General features: G+C 45.0%; 25 protein-coding genes and 1 other RNA gene. 10 read left to right on the top strand and 16 right to left on the bottom strand.

The window, feature by feature from the left end; all coding sequences use genetic code 11:
- Nucleotides 1–39: 39 nt before the first annotated feature.
- From era to rpoE, 8 genes are all read right to left on the bottom strand, one after another.
- Nucleotides 40–1,011: a GTPase Era gene (era, locus tag AB4263_RS19130; protein WP_017059042.1), complete on the bottom strand. Its 972-nt coding sequence runs from the start codon at nt 1,009–1,011 to the stop codon at nt 40–42.
- Nucleotides 1,004–1,681, bottom strand: a complete 678-nt coding sequence (rnc, locus tag AB4263_RS19125; RefSeq protein ID WP_017066012.1) for a ribonuclease III — start codon at nt 1,679–1,681, stop codon at nt 1,004–1,006. The genes era and rnc overlap by 8 nt, the downstream gene beginning before the upstream one ends.
- Nucleotides 1,682–1,707: 26 nt before the next feature.
- Nucleotides 1,708–2,604, bottom strand: coding sequence for a signal peptidase I (gene lepB, locus AB4263_RS19120; RefSeq protein WP_017068697.1), 897 nt, complete (start codon nt 2,602–2,604; stop codon nt 1,708–1,710).
- 245 nt (nt 2,605–2,849) lie between these two features.
- Nucleotides 2,850–4,643 carry a translation elongation factor 4 gene (gene lepA, locus AB4263_RS19115; protein ID WP_017059045.1) on the bottom strand — a complete coding sequence of 598 codons (1,794 nt, stop codon included), beginning with the start codon at nt 4,641–4,643 and terminating at the stop codon, nt 2,850–2,852.
- A gap of 137 nt (nt 4,644–4,780) precedes the next feature.
- Nucleotides 4,781–5,251 (bottom strand): SoxR reducing system RseC family protein, encoded by a 471-nt coding sequence (locus AB4263_RS19110; protein WP_017059046.1) that lies wholly within the window; start codon nt 5,249–5,251, stop codon nt 4,781–4,783.
- Nucleotides 5,248–6,210: a sigma-E factor regulatory protein RseB gene (rseB, locus tag AB4263_RS19105; protein ID WP_017059047.1), complete on the bottom strand. Its 963-nt coding sequence runs from the start codon at nt 6,208–6,210 to the stop codon at nt 5,248–5,250. The genes AB4263_RS19110 and rseB overlap by 4 nt, the downstream gene beginning before the upstream one ends.
- A complete protein-coding gene (locus AB4263_RS19100) occupies nt 6,207–6,830 on the bottom strand; it encodes a sigma-E factor negative regulatory protein (RefSeq protein ID WP_017063205.1) in 624 nt (207 codons plus the stop codon). Before AB4263_RS19100 ends, rseB begins: the two co-directional genes overlap by 4 nt.
- A 26-nt stretch (nt 6,831–6,856) precedes the next feature.
- On the bottom strand, nt 6,857–7,435 hold the full coding sequence (gene rpoE, locus AB4263_RS19095) for an RNA polymerase sigma factor RpoE (RefSeq protein ID WP_008223963.1): 579 nt from the start codon (nt 7,433–7,435) through the stop codon (nt 6,857–6,859).
- Between the two features lie 389 nt (nt 7,436–7,824).
- On the opposite strand from rpoE, the gene nadB reads away from it, so the two are divergent.
- Nucleotides 7,825–9,441: an L-aspartate oxidase gene (gene nadB, locus AB4263_RS19090; protein ID WP_017059049.1), complete on the top strand. Its 1,617-nt coding sequence runs from the start codon at nt 7,825–7,827 to the stop codon at nt 9,439–9,441.
- 135 nt (nt 9,442–9,576) lie between these two features.
- Here nadB and AB4263_RS19085 read toward each other — a convergent pair whose 3' ends face one another.
- Nucleotides 9,577–9,996, bottom strand: a complete 420-nt coding sequence (locus tag AB4263_RS19085) for a protein YgfX (RefSeq protein ID WP_372098711.1) — start codon at nt 9,994–9,996, stop codon at nt 9,577–9,579.
- Nucleotides 9,944–10,204, bottom strand: a complete 261-nt coding sequence (locus AB4263_RS19080; RefSeq protein ID WP_004735374.1) for a succinate dehydrogenase assembly factor 2 — start codon at nt 10,202–10,204, stop codon at nt 9,944–9,946. The genes AB4263_RS19085 and AB4263_RS19080 overlap by 53 nt, the downstream gene beginning before the upstream one ends.
- A 167-nt stretch (nt 10,205–10,371) precedes the next feature.
- Between AB4263_RS19080 and ygfZ the strand changes: the two genes are divergently transcribed.
- The 3 genes from ygfZ (at nt 10,372) to AB4263_RS19065 (ending at nt 12,573) form a co-directional block, all read left to right on the top strand.
- Nucleotides 10,372–11,343: a tRNA-modifying protein YgfZ gene (gene ygfZ / locus AB4263_RS19075; protein WP_372057952.1), complete on the top strand. Its 972-nt coding sequence runs from the start codon at nt 10,372–10,374 to the stop codon at nt 11,341–11,343.
- A 4-nt stretch (nt 11,344–11,347) separates the two neighbouring features.
- On the top strand, nt 11,348–11,809 hold the full coding sequence (locus AB4263_RS19070; protein ID WP_029235114.1) for an aminoacyl-tRNA deacylase: 462 nt from the start codon (nt 11,348–11,350) through the stop codon (nt 11,807–11,809).
- Nucleotides 11,810–12,366: 557 nt separating this feature from the next.
- On the top strand, nt 12,367–12,573 hold the full coding sequence (locus AB4263_RS19065) for a DUF1107 domain-containing protein (protein ID WP_009847660.1): 207 nt from the start codon (nt 12,367–12,369) through the stop codon (nt 12,571–12,573).
- 111 nt (nt 12,574–12,684) lie between these two features.
- On the opposite strand, the gene AB4263_RS19060 is transcribed toward AB4263_RS19065, so the two are convergent.
- From AB4263_RS19060 to AB4263_RS19050, 3 genes are read right to left on the bottom strand one after another with little or no spacing between them, the layout of a single operon-like run.
- A complete protein-coding gene (locus tag AB4263_RS19060) occupies nt 12,685–13,908 on the bottom strand; it encodes an FAD-dependent 2-octaprenylphenol hydroxylase (RefSeq protein ID WP_372098710.1) in 1,224 nt (407 codons plus the stop codon).
- 11 nt (nt 13,909–13,919) lie between these two features.
- A complete protein-coding gene (gene ubiH, locus AB4263_RS19055) occupies nt 13,920–15,098 on the bottom strand; it encodes a 2-octaprenyl-6-methoxyphenyl hydroxylase (RefSeq protein ID WP_229648170.1) in 1,179 nt (392 codons plus the stop codon).
- Between the two features lie 24 nt (nt 15,099–15,122).
- Entirely contained in the window at nt 15,123–15,698 is a 576-nt protein-coding gene (locus AB4263_RS19050; protein ID WP_017070457.1) for a YecA family protein, read from the bottom strand.
- A gap of 308 nt (nt 15,699–16,006) precedes the next feature.
- Here AB4263_RS19050 and zapA point away from each other — a divergent pair, with 308 nt between their 5' ends.
- The 5 genes from zapA (at nt 16,007) to serA (ending at nt 19,388) form a co-directional block, all read left to right on the top strand.
- On the top strand, nt 16,007–16,315 hold the full coding sequence (gene zapA, locus AB4263_RS19045; protein ID WP_004735366.1) for a cell division protein ZapA: 309 nt from the start codon (nt 16,007–16,009) through the stop codon (nt 16,313–16,315).
- A gap of 11 nt (nt 16,316–16,326) precedes the next feature.
- Nucleotides 16,327–16,510, top strand: a non-coding RNA gene (gene ssrS, locus AB4263_RS19040) — 6S RNA.
- 6 nt (nt 16,511–16,516) lie between these two features.
- Complete coding sequence (locus AB4263_RS19035; protein WP_372051300.1) at nt 16,517–17,116, top strand: 5-formyltetrahydrofolate cyclo-ligase; 600 nt, start codon at nt 16,517–16,519, stop codon at nt 17,114–17,116.
- Between the two features lie 124 nt (nt 17,117–17,240).
- Nucleotides 17,241–17,897: a ribose-5-phosphate isomerase RpiA gene (gene rpiA / locus AB4263_RS19030; RefSeq protein ID WP_017059057.1), complete on the top strand. Its 657-nt coding sequence runs from the start codon at nt 17,241–17,243 to the stop codon at nt 17,895–17,897.
- A 261-nt stretch (nt 17,898–18,158) separates the two neighbouring features.
- Nucleotides 18,159–19,388 carry a phosphoglycerate dehydrogenase gene (gene serA / locus AB4263_RS19025; protein ID WP_017059058.1) on the top strand — a complete coding sequence of 410 codons (1,230 nt, stop codon included), beginning with the start codon at nt 18,159–18,161 and terminating at the stop codon, nt 19,386–19,388.
- A 112-nt stretch (nt 19,389–19,500) separates the two neighbouring features.
- Here serA and AB4263_RS19020 read toward each other — a convergent pair whose 3' ends face one another.
- Nucleotides 19,501–20,214: an oxidative stress defense protein gene (locus tag AB4263_RS19020; RefSeq protein WP_017059059.1), complete on the bottom strand. Its 714-nt coding sequence runs from the start codon at nt 20,212–20,214 to the stop codon at nt 19,501–19,503.
- 111 nt (nt 20,215–20,325) lie between these two features.
- Nucleotides 20,326–21,222, bottom strand: coding sequence for a LysR family transcriptional regulator ArgP (locus AB4263_RS19015; protein WP_372098709.1), 897 nt, complete (start codon nt 21,220–21,222; stop codon nt 20,326–20,328).
- A 142-nt stretch (nt 21,223–21,364) separates the two neighbouring features.
- On the opposite strand from AB4263_RS19015, the gene AB4263_RS19010 reads away from it, so the two are divergent.
- The gene (locus tag AB4263_RS19010; protein ID WP_017059061.1) at nt 21,365–21,994 is read left to right on the top strand and encodes a LysE/ArgO family amino acid transporter; all 630 of its coding nucleotides are present in this window, start codon (nt 21,365–21,367) and stop codon (nt 21,992–21,994) included.
- 96 nt (nt 21,995–22,090) lie between these two features.
- On the opposite strand, the gene mscS is transcribed toward AB4263_RS19010, so the two are convergent.
- Nucleotides 22,091–22,957 (bottom strand): small-conductance mechanosensitive channel MscS, encoded by an 867-nt coding sequence (gene mscS / locus AB4263_RS19005; RefSeq protein ID WP_017063201.1) that lies wholly within the window; start codon nt 22,955–22,957, stop codon nt 22,091–22,093.
- Nucleotides 22,958–23,003: the final 46 nt, after the last annotated feature.

Genomic DNA, 23,003 nt, shown 5'->3' with positions numbered 1-23,003 from the left:
GTTCAACTTTCTTAATCTCAGAAAGTGACGTTCAATATATTATAGATCGTCGATGTAGCCTAACGAGCGAAGTGCACGCTCATCATCAGCCCAGCCAGATTTAACCTTGACCCAAGTCTCTAGGTAAACCTTACGGCCGAATAGCTCTTCCATATCGATACGCGCTTCACGACCAATCGTTTTGATCTTCTCGCCCGCTTTACCAATCACCATTTTCTTCTGGCCTGTACGCTCAACAAGAATCAGTGCATTGATGTGGAAGCCATCGTTATCTGGGTTGTAATCGAAACGTTCGATTTCAACCGTTACCGAGTAAGGTAGCTCGTCACCCGTAAAGCGCATCAGCTTTTCACGGATAATTTCAGAGGCCATAAAACGTTGCGAGCGATCAGTCACGTATTCTTCAGGGAAGTGGTGTGTCGCTTTAGGTAAATGTTCACGTACGTGCTTACGCAGTACATCAATATTTTTACCTTGCTTCGCTGAGATTGGCACTACATCAATGAAGTCCATCTTCTTAGAGACTTCCATCATGTGCTGCATCACGTTAGTACGGTCTTGAACGTTATCTACTTTGTTGATGCAAAGTACAACTGGGAAGTCAGTCTTCTTCAGTTTGTTCAGAACCATCTCATCGTCGTCAGTCCAGTGAGTACCATCGACAAGGAAGAATACTAGGTTTACATCACTCAATGAGCTGTTCGCCGCACGGTTCATCAAGCGGTTGATGGCACGCTTTTCTTCAATATGAAGTCCAGGAGTATCAACAAAGATCGCTTGGTAATCACCCTCAGTTTCAACGCCCATAATACGGTGACGTGTCGTCTGTGGTTTACGTGATGTAATAGAAATCTTCTGACCCAGAATATGGTTCAGAAGCGTCGACTTACCTACATTTGGGCGACCGACAATAGCGATGAAGCCACAGTGTTGGTTTTCCGGTAGGCCTGTTTTTTTGCTATCAGATGAAAAGAATGCATCGATATCGAAATCTTGGTTGTTATCAGACATTGCTTAGTTGCTCTAATGCTGTTTCAGCAGCCGCTTGTTCTGCCTTGCGGCGGCTAGTGCCTTTACCGATAACAGGTTTATCCACACCTGCCACTTCACACTCAACCGTAAACTCTTGGTTGTGTGCTTCACCTTTAATATTAGTCACTGTGTAGACAGGTAGAGGATTTCTTCGACCTTGCAAAAACTCTTGTAGGCGAGTTTTCGGATCTTTTTGAGATACTCCAGGCTGAATAGCATCTAGGCGAGATTGGTACCAGCTTAAAATAATGCCGCGAACCGTCTCGGTATCACTATCTAAATAGACAGCGCCGATGACCGCTTCAACCGCATCCGCTAGAATAGAATCACGACGGAAACCGCCACTCTTCAACTCACCTGGACCTAATTTTAAGTAATCTCCTAGTTCGAATTCACGACCTAGTTCTGCCAATGTATGACCACGTACTAATGTTGCGCGCATGCGGCTCATATCACCTTCGTTTACCTTAGGAAAACGGTGGTAAAGATCATCAGCGATAACAAAACTTAAAATTGAATCGCCCAGAAACTCAAGACGTTCGTTATGTTTACCTGCGGCGCTGCGGTGAGTCAGCGCCAAGTGGATAAGATCGGCATCATTAAACTGATAGCCAATCTTTCTCTCTAGTTTATCAATTGGAGAATTCATGCTCTCTCGATGTGTTATGTGATCGATTAATGAATCCCACCGATGCGATTAAAACGCACACCAGTAGGAATCCATGTTGGAAGTACACTGTCTGAACCGCGTTCGAATTCGAAGCTGATCCAAATAGCAACGGCCTTACCAACAAGGTTTGCTTCAGGGACAAAGCCCCAGTAACGGCTATCGGCACTGTTGTCACGGTTATCACCCATCACAAAGTACTGGCCTTCTGGAACGACCCATTCGTTAACACCATTGCGAGGCTGATATGCTTGCACACGATCGCGGCGCAATGGGTTAACTAAAATCTGGTGTTCTACGTCTCCAAGCTGTTCGTTCAGCTGAATCAGAGGCACACCATCTTGAATAAATTGGCTCTCTTCAACATTACTTAGTTTCACTGGTTCACAGCTACTTGTACCCTTCGCCTGAATGCAGATCTCTTTACGACTGCTGTAGCGAATGGTGTCACCTGGCATACCAACAACACGCTTGATGTAGTCGATGTTAGGCTGAGGTGGGTACTTAAATACGATTGAATCACCACGCTCTGGCTTGCCCGTTTCTACCAGTTGAGTGCGCCATACTGGGTCTTTTAGACCGTACGCGTACTTCTCTACCAAGATGAAGTCACCAACCAAAAGCGTTGGCATCATCGAGCCAGAAGGGATTTGAAACGGTTCATAAATAAATGAACGCAGAACCAAAACAAATGCAATTACCGGGAAAATGGACACACTGTTCTCAACCCACCAAGGTTGAGCCGTAACTTTTGCGCTAGTTTCAGCGTCTAGGCCATTCGATTGTGCTTCAACGTCAGCAAGCTTTTGCTGGCGCTTCTTCGCCCACACAAACTTTTCCAACGCCCATACAATGCCGGTCACTAGAGTTACGATCACTAAGATAAGCGAAAATGTATTAGCCATTGATATCCCTTAAATTTCATTTCTTTAAAAATAACGAAAGTGAAAGAGCATAACTCTTTCACTCTGCTTAATATTTCTAATTTGTATCAATCATGCTGACTAAATGCTGGGAAGATTACGCAGGAAAAATCGTTTAGTTCGAGGCGCAAAGTGCAGTGACTAGTGGGCCTAATTGCAATCTTTGCAACAAAGAAATAAACGATTTTAACCAGTAATATTCAGCAGATAGTTAGTGCGATTGATACCTAGTCTTTGCCAACATGAAGGATTGCAAGGAAAGCTTCTTGAGGCAGTTCAACGTTACCGATCTGCTTCATACGCTTCTTACCTTCTTTTTGTTTCTTAAGAAGTTTCTTCTTACGACTGATATCACCACCGTAACATTTTGCGATTACGTTCTTACGCAGTTGTTTCACTGTAGAACGAGCAATGATGTGGTTACCAATCGCTGCTTGAATCGCGATATCGAACATCTGACGAGGGATGAATTCTTTCATCTTCTCTACCAGTAGACGACCACGAGACTGAGCAATATCTTTGTGCGTAATGATAGCTAGTGCATCAACTGTTTCGCCATTCAGCAGTACGTCTACACGTACCATGTTTGATGGCTCGTAACGTTGGAAGTTGTAATCCAATGATGCATAGCCGCGAGACGTTGACTTCAGACGGTCGAAGAAGTCTAGAACGACTTCTGCCATAGGAAGATCGTACGTCACAGCAACTTGGTTACCGTGGTAGACCATGTCTACTTGTACGCCACGCTTCTCAACACACAGTGTGATTACGTTACCTAGGTAATCCGAAGGTACCAGAATATTACAGCGTGCAATTGGCTCACGAATTTCTTCTAGGTCATTAACCGCTGGCAGTTTAGCCGGGCTATCAACGTAAAGAACCGTTTTATCTGTTTTTACAACTTCATACACTACTGTTGGAGCAGTTGTGATTAGGTCTAGGTCGTATTCACGCTCTAGACGCTCTTGGATGATCTCCATGTGAAGCATTCCTAAGAAGCCACAACGGAAACCAAAACCAAGTGCTGCTGAACTTTCTGGTTCAAAGAACAGTGATGCATCGTTCAGGCTTAATTTGCCTAACGCATCACGGAAGTTTTCGTAGTCATCAGATGATACAGGGAATAGACCAGCGTATACCTGAGGCTTCACTTTTTGGAAACCAGGTAGACGTTCAGTGCTGCCGCCTTTTGCAAGCGTCAACGTATCACCAACTGGTGCACCTAGGATGTCTTTAATACCACAAACAACCCAACCTACTTCGCCAGTATTTAGCTCTGTAGTATCGATTTGCTTAGGCGTGAAGATACCTAGACGGTCAACACCCCATACTTGGTCTGTCGACATTACTTTGATCTTATCGTTCTTCTTCAGCTTACCGTTTTTGATACGAACCAAAGAAACTACGCCAAGGTAGTTATCGAACCAAGAGTCAATGATCAACGCTTGTAGAGGCGCTTCAGGATCACCTTCCGGTGGCGGGATTGCCGTCACGATGTTTTCTAGAACATCATCAACACCCAAACCTGTTTTCGCAGAACAGCGAGTCGCTTCCATCGCATCGATGCCAACGATCTCTTCGATTTCTTCAGCAACACGTTCTGGTTCAGCAGCTGGTAGGTCAATCTTGTTCAAGATTGGCACTACTTCCAGTTCCATTTCGATTGCTGTGTAACAGTTTGCTAGAGTTTGTGCTTCAACACCTTGGCCAGCATCCACTACAAGTAGTGCGCCTTCACAAGCCGCTAGAGAACGAGATACTTCGTAAGAGAAGTCTACGTGTCCAGGAGTGTCGATAAAGTTAAGTTGGTAAGTTTCACCATCTTTAGCTTTGTAATCTAAAGTCACACTCTGCGCTTTAATTGTAATACCACGCTCGCGTTCTATATCCATAGAATCGAGGACTTGAGCTGCCATCTCACGTTCACTTAATCCTCCACAAACTTGGATTAAGCGGTCAGAAAGGGTCGACTTACCGTGGTCGATGTGGGCGATAATCGAAAAATTACGAATGTGCTTCATAGGCTTGGTGTGACTAAACTCTTTGAATAGGGATAATAAGAAAGCCGCGACGCGTCCAATCTACAGTCAGCATTGGTGGCGGCATTTCAATCAAGTTGGCAGATTCTACCCAATTTAAGGGCAAGAAGCATCATAAATTAGACGAGAGACTCACCTAGGATTCGAATCAAGACGACTTCTTGCTTGGATTTGTCTTCCATGGGTTTGGCTAACCGCTTCGCTAAGGCAATCCCACCAGCAGTAAACAGTGCTGCACTTAAGATAACAATGCCCTCGCCCCCCTGGAGTAAGGGTTGTAACAAGAGTTGCCCAAAACCAGCACCAATCATCAACATGAAAAGTGGGATGAGATAAACAATCGCCGCCGACTGAAGTAGGCTTTTTTCTGGAAAGCCAATTTCTACGATTTGTCCAGCTTTGACTAAGCTTTTGGTTTTAAGCTGCCAAAACAAAGATTTATTGCCAACAGCCTTGGTCACAATACCCGTACCGCAGTTTTTTTGAGAAGAACAGCTGCTACAACTGGTTTGTTGTTCGCAGCTCAATTGAACAAAGTATTGCTTACCTTTTTGTTCAACCGAGCTAACGGTCGCCAGCGCGGTCATCATTGCGCTTGTACCGATTTATTAAATGTAACTGACTGAGCAATACGTTTTGCAGTTGCCGGCGGAATGTCACCAACCACAGAGATCTCTTTATCGCCAATCACTAAGCTGTGCAAGGTTCTACGCCCTTGACGCACCAGCTGCCCTTTCAATGAATGCTCATCTTTTTCCGCGATATAAACCGAAAAGTTAAACAGTCCATCACTGAAAAGCTGACTTTCAACCATTTTATCGGTCGCAGCCATTTGATAGCGGCTAAGCTCTTTTGATTTAAACCCTTCAGGAATCCACGACGCTTGCCAGTTAGTTTCACTCACTAAGCCTTCCGGTAATGATAAAACTTTCGGCAATTGAGCTTGGCTCAAGCCACCCATAGCCTCAGCAATCTTATCGTTCACCACGTAAGAGATAGTGCGGTACTGTTCAAGCACTTCGCCATCACGATCCAAAAGGTCGGCACGCAAAGGAAGATTCGTTTTTTCGTCTACCCAAACCACGTAAGAGTAGCGAAGGCCATCTTTCGGCACGACACGCAGCACTTGAGTGGTGCTACCTGCTTCACGAGAGCGACCAACTTTCACAAAGTCGTAGTACTGATTCAGAGATTCGATATCTCGATTAATCATCGGAATAACAGGCGCAACCATGCTGCCTGACTGAATCGTAAATGGCTCTGTACCCGGCTCGATGTAGCTAACTTCGTTGCCACGTCGAATGACTTCACGAACAGGGCCGCTTAGATAAACAAGGTGTGCAAGTTGTTGGTCGTCGTTAACCGCATGGCGATAAACAAGAGGCTCAATACTGCTCTTCTTTATCAAAATGTAGGAGAGTTCGTAATTTAGATGCTGACTGGCCTCGTTCATTTGATGCAACAAGGCCTTTGCAGTGGTTTCCTCTGCAAAGGCTGTTGGAGACATCAAGCTGAACAGTGTCAGTGCACTGACCAGGATTTTCTTCATTCAATGTCCGATTCTAGATGTGCATCTTGCATTGGCGATGCATCACTGTTTAATCTTAGCTGCAGCTCATAATCTTCTAACAATGCATGAACGCGTTTGCGCTGCTCTTGCAAGTTAGCTTCAGATGCTGGTTTCTCAACAGAGTCACGCGTTAAACTTACTGGTTCCGCAGAACCGGCAAATGGAATCGTCTGGAGTACAGGCAACTGCTCTGGTGCTGCAGGGTCGCTACCACCATATTGTTGAACACCTAATACAACGGCTAATGAAACACACGCTGCCACGGCAACTTGTCCAAACTGTTGTAACCACGCCGGAAGCTGACGCTTCGCTTGCTGAGGTTTAGGTTGCTCTTCAATTGGAGCAACAGTAGGTTCAACATTCACTTGGTGCAGGTTCGACATTGAACCATGTGCAGGCTCGTTCTCAAGCGCTGCCGCTACACTATTAGCAATGTTCCACTCTGGAGTTTCTGGCGAATCCCCACGCATAACATCACCAATTAAATGGTAACTCTGCCAAGTATCCATGCTTTCTTGATCAGATTCTAGATCTACAATGAGAGCTTTATCGATCGTTTCACCATCCATGAGTGCCGAAAGCTTTTCTTTATCAGCCATTATTTTCACCATAATTATTACAAGTTCTAGCGTTGCAAAAGAGGTTTGATTTTCTTTTCCACCGCTTCACGAGCTCGGAAAATACGCGAACGTACGGTTCCTACAGGGCAATCCATTACTTCTGCAATCTCTTCGTAGCTCAAACCTTCGAGCTCTCGCAACGTCATTGCAGTTTTTAAGTCTTCTGGTAGCGCTTCAATCGCTCCAAAAACAACTTGTTTCAATTCTTTAGACAGCGTTAAGTTCTCAGGGTTCGATATTTCTTTTAACGCGCTGCCTGTTTCGTAATATTCTGCATCTTCTGCATCTACATCGGTTGCTGGCGGCCTACGGCTTTGGGCAACGATATGATTTTTAGCGGTGTTCACGGCAATTCGGTATAACCATGTATAGAAGGCACTCTCGCCACGAAAGTTAGGTATCGCGCGGTAAGCTTTAATAAAAGCTTCTTGTGCTACATCAGGTACATCACCGGAATTATTCACGTATCGAGAGATAAGATTACAAACTTTGTTTTGATACTTAACCACTAGTAAGTTAAATGCCTGCTTATCTCCACTCTGAACTCGCTCAATCAACACTTGATCGGTTAGCTGCTCGTTCATTCGAGCGGGTACTCCTATTGTTATAACCCTCACCTTCACAGATATGGGTACTAATTATGCGAAATGTAGTATTGACACCACCGTCTACAAGAGCACTATTGTGACTAAGCCAAATACCGAAAGTTCCAACTTTCTTAAAATTATTTGCCATTATTGTTTCACAATGTGATGTAATAAAAATAGCTATCCCTATCAATTTGGGGAAACTTGAGCAAAAGCAATGGTATTGAGCAATTAAATATTTCTAGATAGCTGTCTATATATTGATTTTGCATAGCGTTTAAGGATGACTCTGGAGAGATTATAACAGTCTTAGCCAAACTCCTAAAACAAGACAAAGTCAATTGAGAGTGGACAACTCGACTATAGCCCGGGATTTAATAAGTTTTATGAACGCAAACCGTGAACATCAGTGTGATGTATTAGTGGTAGGAAGTGGTGCGGCAGGCTTGTCATTAGCCTTACGCGTAGCAGAACATGCAAAAGTAATTGTATTAAGCAAAGGACCACGCAGCGAAGGATCGACGTATTACGCACAAGGTGGTATCGCCGCGGTGTTCGATGAGTCGGACAGTATTGAGTCTCATGTAGAGGATACTCAAATCGCTGGGGCTGGGTTATGCGAAGAAGATACAGTTCAATTCATTGCTGAAAATGCGAAAGAGTGTGTGCAATGGCTGATTGATGGTGGTGTTCCATTTGATAAAGATGAGAACAGCACAGAAGGCCAACCAAAATATCACCTCACTCGTGAGGGTGGCCACAGTCACCGCAGAATTCTGCACGCTGCCGATGCAACTGGCATGGCGATGCAAACCTCACTACAAGATAACGTCAACAACCACCCAAATATCGAGATCTTCGAGCGCCACAATGCGCTGGATTTGATCACGGAAGATAAGATTGGTGGTTCAAAAGACAAGGTGATCGGTGCCTACATTTGGAACCGTAACCAAGAACATGTTGAAACCGTGCGCGCTAAGTTTGTTGTATTAGCAACAGGCGGTGCTTCAAAGGTTTACCAATACACCTCTAACCCAGATGTTTCTTCAGGTGATGGTATTGCTATCGCTTGGCGTGCGGGTTGTCGTGTGGCAAACCTTGAGTTCAACCAGTTCCACCCAACTTGTTTATTCCACCCAGAAGCGCGTAACTTCCTACTAACGGAAGCACTGCGTGGTGAAGGTGCTTACTTGCGTCGTCCAGATGGTTCTCGCTTTATGAAGGACTTCGATGAGCGCGGTGAACTGGCGCCACGTGATGTGGTTGCTCGTGCAATTGACTTCGAAATGAAGCGCTTGGGTGCCGACTGTATGTATGTTGATATCAGCCACAAGCCTGAAGAATTCATCACAGCGCACTTCCCGATGATCCATACTCGCTTGATGGACTTGGGCATCGATATGACCAAAGAGCCGATCCCTATCGTACCAGCCGCTCACTACACGTGTGGTGGTGTCATGGTTAATAAGCAGGGTCAAACCGACCTAACGAACTTGTATGCGATTGGCGAAGTGAGCTACACCGGCTTACACGGTGCAAACCGTATGGCTTCTAACTCACTGCTTGAGTGTGTGGTTTACGCATGGGCAGCAGCAAAAGATATCGTTGAGAACATCGACCAATCTCAACTGTGTGCAGAACTGCCAGCATGGGATGAAAGCCAGGTCACCAACAGTGATGAAGAAGTTATCATTCAACACAACTGGCACGAACTGCGCCTATTCATGTGGGATTACATGGGCATTGTTCGAACGGATAAACGACTAGAGCGAGCATTGCGTCGCATTCAGATGCTGCAACAAGAAACTCATGAGTACTACAGCTACTTCAAGGTTTCGAATAACTTATTAGAACTGCGTAATTTGCTACAAGTGGCAGAGCTAATGGTTCGTTGTGCAATGCAGCGCAAAGAGAGCCGCGGCCTACACTACACGTTGGATTACCCTGAACTTGCTGAAGACAGTGGCCCAACGATTCTGACGCCAGAGAAACGCCAATCATAATAATTGGTTAAACGTGCTTAGCGAATTAGCCGTCAGCGGAAAATGATTAAACGAAAGGGAGCCGAGTGCTCCCTTTTCTTTTGTCTAACGCTTTCTTTTATCTAATACTTTCTTTCATCGAATAGTTTGGCTTCTCTAGCGCGCTCGTTGTAAGTTCGCCAGAAAATGGCTATATTCTCGCTCGCAACAGCTGTCTCGCCAAAGCAGTACCGAGTGCCCACATTCAAACTGTAATTTAACGAAGAACTGCGCCCAGATCTTATCAACGGACTTGAGTCGGTAAGTTCGGTCATTGAGTCGAATATCACCATCCTCTTTATAATCAAAACGGCCATGGGCACTATTCAAAATCAGATGATTAGTTTGAAGCAGATGAATCAGCAGTGCCAAGCAATAAAGGCTGACAACAAGTGGAATAGAAGACAGGACGATGAAAAACAAAAGGCACCCGAAAACAGTGCCCTTTGCGAATAATGCGGAATATGAAGGGTTAAGCTGGAGCTTAACGAACCTTGCTGAGGTTGTGTGCGACAATTTTATCAACCATTGATGCATGGCCTAGGTTTTCACTGCGTCCGTGTCCCATCACCCAAGTAAACAAATCTGGGTCATCACACTCTAATAGAGAAACAAACTCGCGCTGTTCCTGCTCTTGCAATGAATCAAAACACTCTTCGAAAAATGGCATGATGACTACATCAAGTTCTAACATGCCGCGACGGCAACCCCATTTAATTCGTGCTTTCTGCTCTGCAGTGTACATTGGCTATCCTCACCTATAATTTTTCTTTCTCGGAGTGTAACAAGTCATACGCCCTGTAACTACTATGTGAGTCACAGTCCCTATCTAAGCTCACAAAAAAACCTAGGCTGACAAAGAAACAGAACCGGATTAACATAGAGCCAAATAAAATTCTTAGGAAAGATAAAATGGATTGGAAAAACACATTTCAGCCACTCGCTCATACGCAAAATGAATCGCTTCCAGAACTGATGATGACACACGTGTCAGACTGGAGCGCAATCACCATGATAGGCGATGACAAAAAATCGTACCTACAGGGTCAAGTAACGTGCGATGTCGTCACTCTTCCTAATGATGAATCCACGTTAGGCGCGCACTGTGATGCAAAAGGAAAGGTATGGAGCATCTTCCGCCTGTTCCATCACAATGGCGGTTACGCACTCATGCAGCCTAAATCTGCGATTGAAGTAGAGCTGGTCGAAATCAAAAAATACGCCGTGTTCTCTAAGGTTGATATCGAGCAAACGTCTGACGTTGTTATCGGTGTGATGGGTTCGTCAGCTAATCAATACATTGATTCTATTTCAGAAAGCCAAGGTAATGTGCGTGCTATCTCTGGTGGTACAGCGGTTCAAGTTGCAGATAACCGCTGGGCTCTACTTGTGACAGAAGAAGCCGCTGAAGCCTTGGTATCAAACAGCGCTGCGGAGAAAGTATCAGAAACACTTTGGCAATATCATGAAATTCTTGATGCTCAGCCTAACCTATCGAAAGCAGAGCAAAACGAGCACATCCCTCAAGCGCTTAACCTGCAAGCGATTGGCGGTATCAGCTTTTCAAAAGGCTGTTACACAGGTCAAGAAACGGTTGCTCGTGCTAAGTACCGTGGCATGAACAAGCGTGAGATGCGCATTGTTTCAGGAACGACAGCAGAAGTATTGTCTCTAGAGAACCCAATTGAACTAGAGCGTAGCGTGGGTGAGAACTGGCGTGGCGCAGGCCGACTATTAAACGTCTATCAATTTGCTGATAACCGAGCGATTGGTTTGATGGTACTGCCAAACAACCTTGATGACGATGTTCAGCTGCGACTGACCGCGCAGCCTGATCAAACATGGAATATCCTGCCACTGCCGTACAGCCTTGACGACGAGTAACCACGTGGAAACGCAAATTACACAATGGCTGGATCAACAGCAGGTGAATTATCGCCTGCTGATGCAAAGCAAGCCAACCACCAGCATTGAAGAAACTGCACAAGAGCGAGGCATCGACGCCTCTCAAATGGTGAAGTGCATCCTGCTCAAGGATATGGGCAACCAGTATGCGTTAGCCTGTACTGCTGGCGATCGCTCTGTCGACCCCAAGAAAGTACGCTCGGTACTGAATTGCCGTCGAATGACCTGCGTGTCGCTCGCTGATGTTGAAGCGATCACCGGTTTTAAAGTGGGTTGTGTTGGTCCGCTCGCTCTCAAGAGACACATGCCGATCATTTTTGATCCTTCCATTCAAAACAACTCGACCGTAACCATTAGCTCCGGCGACCGAATGGCTGGCGTTGCGCTGGATCTCAATGATCTTATGGCGCTATGTGCACCGACCGTCGCGGACATCAGTCGATGATCGTTTAGATCATGCTTCGCAAACTTCATTTTAATATTTCATTGAGTACATTTTTAGTGTGAACCTCGTCATAAGAAGAACACACCACTAATAAATAGTTACTCAAAATAAAAGCATAAGTAGTCACAAAGTTAAATTTGCGTTATTGTAAATTTACTGACTAGCTATTAAGCAAATCAGTGCAAGTGAATCCACTGAGTAACATCAGTATCCACTTTTGTGTAATGCATCTGTGACTATTCGCCCGTTTTAGACGGGCTTTTTTTTGTCCGAAATTTACAATTTGATTACACAAACAAAAAAATCCCGCCTATTCTTATACTTGTAACATTATCACTACTTAATACTGAACAGAAAAGTTCACGGCAGTTCACTACTCAGTATTATTTTGGGGAGGAGCTCACGTAAAAATAGATATTTACTGAAGAAAGTGCTTAGAACAGCACAAATATCTAATTAACGTCAACGCTACTGCATATAACTCCATGCTTATCACAATTATTATCTCGGAGTTTTTCTATAATATGCAGGCTAGGTAAATATAAGGATAATTAAGAATGAGACTGTTTAAGCGCTATACACCGAGTATGATTGCTAAACATGTAAGTCGACTTTTCAAAGGACGAATCTACATTTACGGCGTAGGAAAATTTGAGTTTGATAACGGTAAGCTAGTGCTACCAGACCGAGCAGAAAAACGTCACTTTCAAACAGTGAAAGAAATAAATAGTGAAATCATGAAACTGCGCTGTGCGTACGCATGACCTGATTATCTACAGAATTAAAAACAAAAAGGGTTGGCATTATGCCAACCCTTTTTTCGTACCAATTTTCGTATCAATGATGATTCGATATACCACCAGAACACTATGTCATTATCGATGAGTCACTGGACGCTTAGCTAAGTCAGGAAGATTGCCAGACAAACCCAGTGCGCGCTTCATGATCTCATCTTTCGCACCCGGTAATTGGCCCGCTAGCTTCATACCAATACCACGAATCAGCTTCTTAGCTGGGTTATCGCCTTCAAACAGATCTTTGAAGCCCTGCATTGAAGCAATCATTTTCGCCGCCTCTGCTTTTCTCCAGCGCTCGTAGCCGCGAAGATTACGCTTGGTGCCAATGTCTTCACCCGCAGACCATAGCTTTAACAGCTCTTGCGCTAGGCTTGCTGCGTCTAATAGGCCAAGGTTCACGCCCTGCCCTGCTAATGGGTGAATGGTATGAGCAGCATCACCAACCAAAGCCACACGCTCTACCGCAAAGTCACGCGCATAACGCATGCGCAGTGGGAAGGCAAAACGGTCACCAACCACTTCACATAAGCCCAGCTTTGCATCGAACTCAGCTGTTAACTGCTTGTTGAATTCAGCATCCGACATTGATACGAGGTTCTCGGCACGATTTGGTTCCGTAGACCAAACAATCGAGCTCATGTTGCTTGGTTGCATTGGTAGGAATGCCAATGGGCCTTGAGGCGTGAAGATTTGACGAGCAACGCTGTGGTGCGGCTCTGTGGTTTTGATGTTCGCGACAATCGCACTGTGTCCGTAATCCCAATGTGTTAATGGGATATCTTGCTGCTTACGAACCCAAGAGTTTGCGCCGTCTGCTCCAACAACTAACTTAGCTGTCAGTGCTTGACCATTGTCCAATGTTAACCAAGCTTCACTTTCACCAATCGCCATCGTTTTACACGTTGCGGGCATATACAGGCTGACGTTGTCTTGTTTCTTAACCTGATCAAGCAGCGCTAATTGAATCACACGGTTTTCAACGATATGACCAAGATTAGGCTGAGCCAAGCGTGTCGAGTCAAACTCAATACGAGCGAAACTGTCTTGTTCCCACACTTCCATCGCTTGATACGGTGCAGCGCGTCTTTGTTCGATACCTTGCCATGCACCTAGGTTACGAAGAATCACTTCACTAGAACGACTCAACGCGGATACACGCACATCAGGCAGCTCACACAGCCCTTCGCTGGGAGCTCTGCCTTCAATGACAGCGATTCTTAGGTCACTGTCTTTTAGGGCAGCAGCAAGCGCTAGGCCAACCATGCCACCACCAACAATCGCGATATCAACACTTTGCATCATTATTTATTACCTTATCTTTCTACTAGGCCAAGCGTATGACGCAAAAGTGGACCTTTAAGTGGTGGAAGGTTATCTATTACGGCTAACCCAAGATTACGCCCAATGCGAGCGGTCATATAATCGTTTGAGAACAGGTGAACTAGGCTTGAAGTCAACGTGATCGTTGCGTCTCGGTCTTGTTCTCTACGCTTTCTAAAGTTAACAAGACCACGGTAACGACCTACATCATCTAACTGGGTACACAACTCTTCTGCCAAGGAAGCCACATCTCGGATGCCTAGGTTAAAGCCTTGCCCCGCAATTGGGTGAAGCGTTTGAGCAGCATTACCAACAATGGCAAATCGATGAGAGATATTTTGCTGTCGGTGACGAAGAATCAGAGGGTAACTCGCGCGCTTGCCGACCTTCTCTAATCGGCCAAGTCGCCAGCCAAAGTCATTCTGCAATTGCTCAAGAAATTCATTGTCGTTTAGCGTCATCACTTTTTGTGCTTGCTCTGGTGTTAAACACCAAACCAGCGATAAACGGTTGTCACTCATCGGTAATAGAGCAACTGGCCCATGATGGGTAAAACGCTCAAATGCGCGACCTTGGTGAGGTTCACTCGCCACAATATTGGCAATCACAGCGACTTGCTCAAAGTCGTGCTCACTCAATGAGATATTGAGCTGTTGGCAACAGGTTGAGATTGCACCGTCAGCAGCAACCAGTAACTTAGTGGTTACTGGTTGCCCACTTGTCAGTTCAATCGTCGTCAACGCTTCTTCACGTTCAACTTTACTAACAGACTCAGGACAAAGCATGGTAATTGCCGCTTCTGATTCAAGTTTCTGCTGATAGATTCGACCCACATCTGCTAACTCGACCACGTAGCCAAGCGCATCTACAGCAAGCTCTTCACTGTAGATGTCTGTCATTCCGGCATGCCCGCGATCCGAAACATGGATATCTTTAATCGGGGTCGCGACCGGAGCGATAGATTGCCATAAGCGCAAAGAATCCAGGATCTGCACCGTGCCATAGGACAAAGCAATCGAACGAGAATCAAACCCAGGGTGAGCTTGATGATCAACCTGATAAGGCTCCACTACCGCAATCGACAGTGAACCTTGGCTTAGGTGATTCAAAGCAAGGGCTAAGGTTGCCCCTGCCATTGCGCCACCAGCAATTACAACATCATACTGAGCCATCATAACCTCAAACCGGCCAACGAATTAATGAATGGTAGGCGCCGCATCTTCAGATGGGCGAGCACCAAATTCAGCATGAATCGTTAGTGCACACGCTTTTACGTGCTCAATAACGTGCTCTAGAAGCTGCGCTTGCTCTTCCAGATCATCTTCTTCGTCAATGCCTAGCTTGGCCATCTCTTCTAGATCAGCTAATGCTTCTTTTGTACTGTCAGACGCTTTGTTCAATTGAGCGCCAACCAAGCCTAGACCAGAAATGAAATGGTTAATCCAATCAGACACACCATCAGCCAAGTCAAATAGGCTTGCGCTTGCGTCTTCGTCAGGCAGCAACATAGACAATTCCATACCCGAACCTGTGATTTCACTGGTCGTTACTTTCAGTGTCGCTTCCGCTAGCGTTAATGCGCGATCTGGCCAACCCATGCCTTCATTGGTGTAATCGAAGATCAGTGGTTGCCAGCTTTTATCTGCAAGGCTTAAGCCTCCGCTTAACATACCCGTTAATAAACCGTGCATCTCAGCAGGGGTTACGGCTAGACTTGCCGATTGAAGTTCAGTCGCAACCGTTAGGTAGTCAGGTAAAGTAGTTTCGCTCATCAGATAGCTCGCTCAGTTATTCTTTATATCGATAGTATAATCGTACCACTTCACCCCAATTCTGGTAAGCATCGATCCCCAGCAATTGAAGGATGACTGACTACCAATTGTTCAATTTGCTGAATTACTGTGTGCTCAAGCTCTCATTTACAAACAGTCACTCTGAAAAGCTTGAATCTTAATAGCGGTTTACCTATAGTTTCTCCCTCAGAGGAGATTGCTTCCTCATCGGTACTTGCACTTTTTCTTTCTCAAAAAATGGCGAAGGGCAACAGCCTTAAAATAGCGCGTTAAAGAGTTCATCCATCATGAGTAATCAAGCGGTAGACGTTGAAATATTAGGAAAACTGACTCGAGTGAATTGTCCACCAGGGCAAGAAGAGTCATTGATTGCAGCGGCGGCCGATCTTGATAATCGATTGAAAGAGATGGCTGAACGTACTAAGGTAACCAATGAAGTGAAGCTGCTGACTATCGCAGCTCTGAATATTTGCTACGAATTACAAACCAAGAAGTTTGAAGCAAATGATGAACAAAACGCACTGACCGAGCGAATGGAACAGCTCACGACATCACTTTCAGATGTCCTCAGTAAAGTTAAGCACGGACAGCAATAGCGTACACAAAATTTACCCTGGAGTGTTTGTCAGAGGATTCACGTCCCCGAGCCGATAAGCAATCCCTAAGGGTTAGTACTTGAGTGCTATTGAGCATGCTCGGCCCGACCGAGAAGCCTACGGTAATCATTGCTGATCCGCCTTGAACTCGCTGGTTCAAGGGCCATCTATTCTCAACGGCACTTTGGGGTATCCCTTCTTATGAAGACGCTCACACGCAGCGAATTTCGCAAACAGATCCGTATCAAACGCAATGCCTTATCTGGCGACCAACAAACTCAATCCGGTATCGACTTAGTTAAGCAGTGCATGCAGCTTGATGAAATTCAGTCTGCTCAGCATATTGCCCTCTATATCTCTATCGATGGCGAACTCGATACTCAGCCTTTAATCGAATGGTTATGGGCGCAAGGTAAGCACACTTATTTACCAGTATTGCACCCCTTCTCTGCCGGGCACCTGCTGTTTTTACACTACTCGCCAACCACACCGACGGTCTTGAATAAGTACGGTATTGTCGAACCTCAGCTCAATCAAATGCTGGTTAAACCTTGTCAGCAACTCGACCTTATTCTTACGCCCCTTGTCGGCTTTGACTCCCATGGCCATCGTTTAGGTATGGGCGGCGGATATTACGATCGCACCTTGGCAAAGTGGTTCGAGACGGGCGAAGGTGCAGCTCCTATTGGTTTGGCTCATGATTGCCAACATGTTGATACGCTACCGATTGAAGAATGGGACATTCCGTTACCTAAAATCGTGACTCCGAGTAAAACTTGGCAATGGGAAAACAACCATTAAAGCGCTATAATCGCGCCGCAAACGTTAACCTCGATATAGAAACGTTAACTCAATATCTAAACGTTAACTTCATCATTACGCAAACGATCAATTCAAAGCGCAAGACCTTATTCAGGAGAATGGCATGACTCAAGATGAAATGAAAAAAGCAGCTGGCTGGGCAGCACTTCAATATGTTGAAGAAGGCAGCATTGTAGGTGTAGGTACTGGCTCTACAGTAAATCACTTCATCGACGCACTAGGCACAATGAAAGACAAAATCAAAGGTGCGGTTTCAAGCTCTGTTGCTTCAACGCAGCGACTAGAAGAGCTAGAGATCAAAGTGTATGAGTGTAACGATGTCGCTAAGCTAGACATCTATGTTGATGGCGCAGATGAAATCAACCCAACTCGCGATATGATCAAAGGCGGCGGCGCTGCTTTGACTCGTGAAAAAATCGTAGCGGCTATCTCTGATAAGTTTGTGTGTATTGTTGACGGTACTAAAGCAGTTGATGTGTTGGGTAAATTCCCACTGCCTGTTGAAGTAATCCCAATGGCACGTTCATACGTGGCACGTGAGTTGGTTAAGCTTGGTGGTGACCCAGTTTACCGCGAAGGCTGCACAACCGATAACGGCAACGTGATCCTAGATGTGTACGGCATGGCGATCGAAAACCCGAAACAACTAGAAGATATCATCAATGGTATAGCTGGTGTGGTGACGGTTGGTCTGTTCGCTCACCGTGGTGCTGATGTGGTTATCACCGGCACGCCTGAAGGTGCAAAAATCGAAGAATAAATAATAGAAGATTGAGTTTTTCTGTTACTTCATTACATACGGTGCCCTAGGGCGCCGTTTTTTTTGCTTTATTGCTGTAAAATTATGTCTTATTCCGTAATTTTCTTACCCAAAACATTTTTTTTTTGTTACTTTATTGTTCAGAAGACGCACAGGGAAAACGTTTGTCTCCTAACAAAGTGGTGAATTTGTTCCCCTTTCAGCCATTTTGTAGCACGTGCGCCGCATTTGCCCAACCTTTCCATTTTAAGGACGAGAACAATGGCCAAAGTTTCACTGGAAAAAGAAAAAATTAAAATTCTACTTCTAGAAGGTCTTCACCCTTCTTCTGTAGAAGTACTGCAAGCCGCTGGTTACACAAACATTGAGTACCACAAAGGCTCGCTACCGGAAGATGAACTTCTTGAAGCAGTAAAAGATGCTCATTTCATTGGTATTCGTTCTCGCACTAATATCTCCCAAGAAGTTATTGATGCAGCTGAAAAGCTGGTTGCCGTCGGTTGTTTCTGTATTGGTACTAACCAAGTCAACCTTCAAGCAGCAGCAAAACGCGGTATCCCTGTGTTCAACGCACCGTTCTCAAACACTCGAAGCGTTGCTGAGCTCGTTCTTGGTCAGGTTCTATTGCTACTACGTGGCATTCCAGAAAAGAACGCGCTTGCACACCGTGGCATCTGGAAAAAGAGTGCCGACAACTCTTACGAAGCCCGTGGTAAGCGTTTAGGTATTATTGGCTACGGTCACATCGGTACTCAACTGGGTATTATTGCTGAAAACCTTGGCATGCGTGTTTACTTCTACGACATTGAAAACAAACTGTCTCTGGGTAACGCAACGCAAGTTCATACCATGACGGAATTACTGAACAAGTGTGACGTAATCTCTTTGCATGTACCTGAAACCAACGAAACAAAAGACATGATGGGTAAAGAAGAGTTCGAGCGCATGAAGCCTGGTTCTATCTTTATCAACGCAGCTCGTGGCACGGTAGTCGATATTCCTGCTCTGTGTGGCGCTCTGGAGTCTGGACACCTTGCAGGTGCGGCTATTGATGTTTTCCCAACAGAACCAAAAACCAATGCAGACCCGTTTGAGTCTCCATTAATGCAGTTCGATAACGTGATCCTAACGCCTCACGTGGGTGGTTCAACTCAAGAAGCACAAGAGAACATTGGTGTTGAAGTTGCTGGTAAGCTAGCGAAATACTCTGATAACGGCTCTACGCTATCAAGTGTTAACTTCCCTGAGGTATCACTACCACTGCATACTGGAACGTCTCGTTTATTACACATTCACGAAAACCGCCCAGGCATCCTAACTCAGATCAACACCATCTTCGCTGAGGAAGGGATCAACATCGCGGGTCAATACCTACAGACTGCGGCTGATATGGGTTATGTCGTTATCGATGTAGAAGCCGATCGCTCTGAAGAAGCACTGCTTAAACTGAAAGAGATCGAAGGCACAATCCGTGCTCGTCTTCTTCACTAATCATCGCACTCAAAATGCATAAAAAAGGCTCTCATCATGAGAGCCTTTTTAGCATTTGGCCTATCGTAGGTAATTAGGTCGTCATGATCCAAAACCTTCTATAGCACTGTCATTACTCTTCGATCTGGTAGATCACATTCACGCGATCACGAATGGTGATCGTTGAGTCTTCATAAGAGTTCGATTCTGTTCTTGCATCCATCGCCATTGAACGCATGAGTACTGGCTGAGAAGATTGGGCGTTGTAATCCACGCGCCATACATCACCTAACTCGCGCTCAAAACCACTCGCCAATGATTTAGCTTTTGATGTCGCATCTTTAATGGCTTCTAAGCGCGCTTGCTCTTGATACTTAGCTTGGTCGCGAACTTGCAGTTGGATGTTGTCGATCTGATTAATGCCTTCTCCAATCGCAATATCCATGTACTCATTAAGATTAGCTAGCTCAGTCACTTGAACGGTCACATTACGTGAGGCGCGGTAGCCAACCAGTTCCGGCTTGCCATCTTTCGGGTAATGATATTGAGGAGATAAATACAGGTTAGAGCTGTGTACACTCGCCTCATCAACACCAGCTTGATGCAGCTTGTTTAGAAAGCCTGTCACGACTTTATCAACGGTATTTTTAGCCTGTTCAGCAGTCATCGTCGATTCCACGACTCTCACAGAGAATGTCGCCATATCAGGTGTAGCGATCACTTCACCATAGCCTGTCGTTGAAATATGAGGAAAGGATGGAGAGTCAGCCAATGATGGAAAACTCACAGCACTCAACGCCGCAGTAAGAGTAAGAGACGTTGCTAACATCTTTGGTACAAGCTTCATTAGGTATGACCTATGCTGAACAAATGTCCTTTCATCATAGAGCAATTTATCGTTTAGCCAATCCAGAGCACACACTTCTAACAGAACTTTGACGCTGAAAAAACCAACAGTTTACTGAGGTAAGTGATTGTGAGCAAAACTCAATATTGCTTGGGATACCTCTTTTAATACTCCGCTCTCAAGCTGCCAATGGTGCCAATAGATGCGATAAGAGAGCAGAAAGCCAGGGGTAATATCAATCAGAGCACCAGACTCGAGCTCATCGATAATCTGTAATCGGGGGATCAAGCAATAGGCTACACCCGATAATGCCAAGCGCACAAATGCTTCTGAACTGCCGACTGTATGATTGATCACACTGTCTCTCGGGACGTTAAAATGATCATGCAGAAACTTCTTATGCAGATCATCGTATTGATCATAGGAAACCGCAGGTGCTTTGCTTAAGGTGGCGTAGTTTACGCCCTCTGCAAAGTAACGCTGATGAAAGTCAGGGCTAGCCACGCACACATAATCCATCCTACCGAGATAGTCAGCACTGCAGCCAGGAATCGCTTGAGACTCCAAACTGATTGCACCGGCCACCTCGCCACTTTTAATCTTTTCAATGGTTCTCGACTCACCATGAATCGCGAGGTTCAACTCGACTTGGCGAGACTTAATCACATCCGACAAAGCTGGTAGCAACCATGTCGCCAAACTATCAGCGTTGGTGGCTATGGATATCGATAGTGGTTGATTACCCTCTTCATTCATCAACTCAGGCACAAGCTCGTGCTCTAACAAACGAACACGGCGATATAAGCCCAGTAGTTTTTTACCCGCAGGCGTTGGCCTAGGCGGGCTTTCTCTCACCAAGGCTGGCTGAGCCAACCACCTTTCCAGCTGTTTGATGCGTTGAGATACCGCCGACTGGGAGATATATAACTGCTCAGCAGCCCTTTCGAAGCTACGTTGTTTTACTACAGCATCCAGTGCTTCAATCCATTTATAATCCAATCCGCGCATCAATTTGCTTCCTTTTTAAGCTAACTCATCACCACATTAGCAACTCTAATAATGGATTAAAATCATTAATTATACTTATTTAAAGGGTCAGAGTATCTTCGCCATATAGCACGTAAATATCGTTAAATAAGTGGAGGTTAAAATGAGTTTTTGGGTTTTATTACAAGGTTTTGGTCTAGGGGCAAGTATGATTATCCCTATTGGCGCTCAGAATGCGTACGTCCTAAATCAAGGGATAAAACGCAATCATCATTTAACGACAGCAACGATTTGTAGCCTGCTCGATACTCTGTTTATCTCATTAGGCATTTTTGGCGGCGGAGCGATCTTGTCGCAAAATGAATTACTGCTTACCTCAGTGACACTAGGTGGCATCGCTTTTCTGACTGTGTATGGTTTGCTCTCACTACGCAGTGCATTCAAAGTGCGCACCAGTGATGAGTCGAAAGGTGAGATATTAGCGCGTGGCAAGCGCACCGTTATTTTAGGGGCATTGGCAGTAACAGTATTAAACCCACATCTCTATTTGGATACCGTGGTAATTCTTGGATCCATTGGTGGGCAATTTGAAGGCAACGACAGAATTGCATTTGCTATGGGGACTATATTGGCTTCGTTCGTCTGGTTCTATTCTTTGTCATTAGGCGCTGCAAAACTAGGCCCGACGCTATCTAAACCTAAGGTTAAGAAAGGCATTGATATCGCAGTCGCAACCATGATGTTCGCCATAGCAACGGTGCTTACCGATGGACTTATTGAGCAATACTGGTAAATCTATTTAGCTTCATGAAACCAACAAAAAAGGCGGATAACCTAAGTTATCCGCCTTTCCTTATAAAAGCTTATAGTTATAAAAACTAACTAGGAATTAAGCTTCTACTTTATTCATGTGTACATCCATTTGCGGGAATGGAATTTCGATACCCTCGTTATCCAAGCCTTCTTTGATTGCTTGCATCAGGTCGAAATAAACATTCCAGTAGTCAGCAGTGCTAACCCATGGACGAACAACGAAGTTAACTGAAGAATCAGCAAGCGTATGAACACCAACTTGAACGCCAGGTTCTTTCAGTACACGCTCATCAGATTCACAGATCTTAGTCAGTAGCGCTTTTGTCTTCTGAAGATCAGCGTTGTAAGAAACACCAATCATTAGATCAATACGGCGCGTCGCATGACGAGAATAGTTTGTGATTGGGCTGCCGATAACGCTACCGTTAGGTACTACAACCATTTTGTTGTCTGGCGTTGTTAGAACCGTTTGGAAGATTTGAATAGAATCAACTGAACCTGCCACACCACCAATTTCCACATAGTCACCAGACTTAAATGGACGGAATGCAACGATAAGTACACCAGCAGCAAAGTTAGATAGTGAGCCTTGTAGTGCAAGACCAACGGCTAAACCAGCCGCACCAATAACAGCAACTACAGATGCCGTTTGAACACCTAAACGACCAAGTGCAGCAATTAAAACAATCACAAACAACAAGTAACGAACTAAACCATGGACGAACTCCACAACTGCTCGGTCCATTTTCTTCTTCTGAAGAACCTTAGACACGCTATTCGCTACTGCTTTAACAATAAGGTTACCAATAAATAGAATTATCAGTGCTGAAATGATATTTACGCCATATTGGATAAATAAATCTGAATTATTTGTTAACCACTGCTCTGCTTGAGACAAACCATCCACAAGTGGAGTCTCAATCGCTGTCGAACTATCAGCCATAATGTGCATCCTCTATATAATATGCTATGGGCTAAACTGCCTTAAG

The sequence above is a fragment of the Vibrio sp. 10N.261.55.C5 genome, from assembly GCF_041470505.1.
GTDB lineage: Bacteria > Pseudomonadota > Gammaproteobacteria > Enterobacterales > Vibrionaceae > Vibrio > Vibrio crassostreae_C.
Note: the sequence above shows the minus strand (reverse complement) of the source record. Positions and strands in the feature narration are given on the sequence as shown.

Coding starts and splice junctions, on each gene's coding strand:
- serA (WP_017059058.1), top strand. CDS start 18,159: ATGGCCAAAGTTTCACTGGAAAAAGAAAAAATTAAAATTCTACTTCTA.
- era (WP_017059042.1), bottom strand. CDS start 1,011: ATGTCTGATAACAACCAAGATTTCGATATCGATGCATTCTTTTCATCT.
- mscS (WP_017063201.1), bottom strand. CDS start 22,957: ATGGCTGATAGTTCGACAGCGATTGAGACTCCACTTGTGGATGGTTTG.
- lepB (WP_017068697.1), bottom strand. CDS start 2,604: ATGGCTAATACATTTTCGCTTATCTTAGTGATCGTAACTCTAGTGACC.
- rseB (WP_017059047.1), bottom strand. CDS start 6,210: ATGAAGAAAATCCTGGTCAGTGCACTGACACTGTTCAGCTTGATGTCT.
- ygfZ (WP_372057952.1), top strand. CDS start 10,372: ATGGATTGGAAAAACACATTTCAGCCACTCGCTCATACGCAAAATGAA.
- zapA (WP_004735366.1), top strand. CDS start 16,007: ATGAGTAATCAAGCGGTAGACGTTGAAATATTAGGAAAACTGACTCGA.
- lepA (WP_017059045.1), bottom strand. CDS start 4,643: ATGAAGCACATTCGTAATTTTTCGATTATCGCCCACATCGACCACGGT.
- rpoE (WP_008223963.1), bottom strand. CDS start 7,435: ATGAACGAGCAGCTAACCGATCAAGTGTTGATTGAGCGAGTTCAGAGT.
- AB4263_RS19110 (WP_017059046.1), bottom strand. CDS start 5,251: ATGATGACCGCGCTGGCGACCGTTAGCTCGGTTGAACAAAAAGGTAAG.
- AB4263_RS19085 (WP_372098711.1), bottom strand. CDS start 9,996: ATGCATCAATGGTTGATAAAATTGTCGCACACAACCTCAGCAAGGTTC.
- AB4263_RS19050 (WP_017070457.1), bottom strand. CDS start 15,698: ATGAGCGAAACTACTTTACCTGACTACCTAACGGTTGCGACTGAACTT.
- AB4263_RS19020 (WP_017059059.1), bottom strand. CDS start 20,214: ATGAAGCTTGTACCAAAGATGTTAGCAACGTCTCTTACTCTTACTGCG.
- AB4263_RS19060 (WP_372098710.1), bottom strand. CDS start 13,908: ATGATGCAAAGTGTTGATATCGCGATTGTTGGTGGTGGCATGGTTGGC.
- AB4263_RS19010 (WP_017059061.1), top strand. CDS start 21,365: ATGAGTTTTTGGGTTTTATTACAAGGTTTTGGTCTAGGGGCAAGTATG.
- AB4263_RS19065 (WP_009847660.1), top strand. CDS start 12,367: ATGAGACTGTTTAAGCGCTATACACCGAGTATGATTGCTAAACATGTA.
- rnc (WP_017066012.1), bottom strand. CDS start 1,681: ATGAATTCTCCAATTGATAAACTAGAGAGAAAGATTGGCTATCAGTTT.
- AB4263_RS19015 (WP_372098709.1), bottom strand. CDS start 21,222: ATGCGCGGATTGGATTATAAATGGATTGAAGCACTGGATGCTGTAGTA.
- AB4263_RS19080 (WP_004735374.1), bottom strand. CDS start 10,204: ATGTACACTGCAGAGCAGAAAGCACGAATTAAATGGGGTTGCCGTCGC.
- AB4263_RS19035 (WP_372051300.1), top strand. CDS start 16,517: ATGAAGACGCTCACACGCAGCGAATTTCGCAAACAGATCCGTATCAAA.
- rpiA (WP_017059057.1), top strand. CDS start 17,241: ATGACTCAAGATGAAATGAAAAAAGCAGCTGGCTGGGCAGCACTTCAA.
- AB4263_RS19100 (WP_017063205.1), bottom strand. CDS start 6,830: ATGGCTGATAAAGAAAAGCTTTCGGCACTCATGGATGGTGAAACGATC.
- nadB (WP_017059049.1), top strand. CDS start 7,825: ATGAACGCAAACCGTGAACATCAGTGTGATGTATTAGTGGTAGGAAGT.
- ubiH (WP_229648170.1), bottom strand. CDS start 15,098: ATGGCTCAGTATGATGTTGTAATTGCTGGTGGCGCAATGGCAGGGGCA.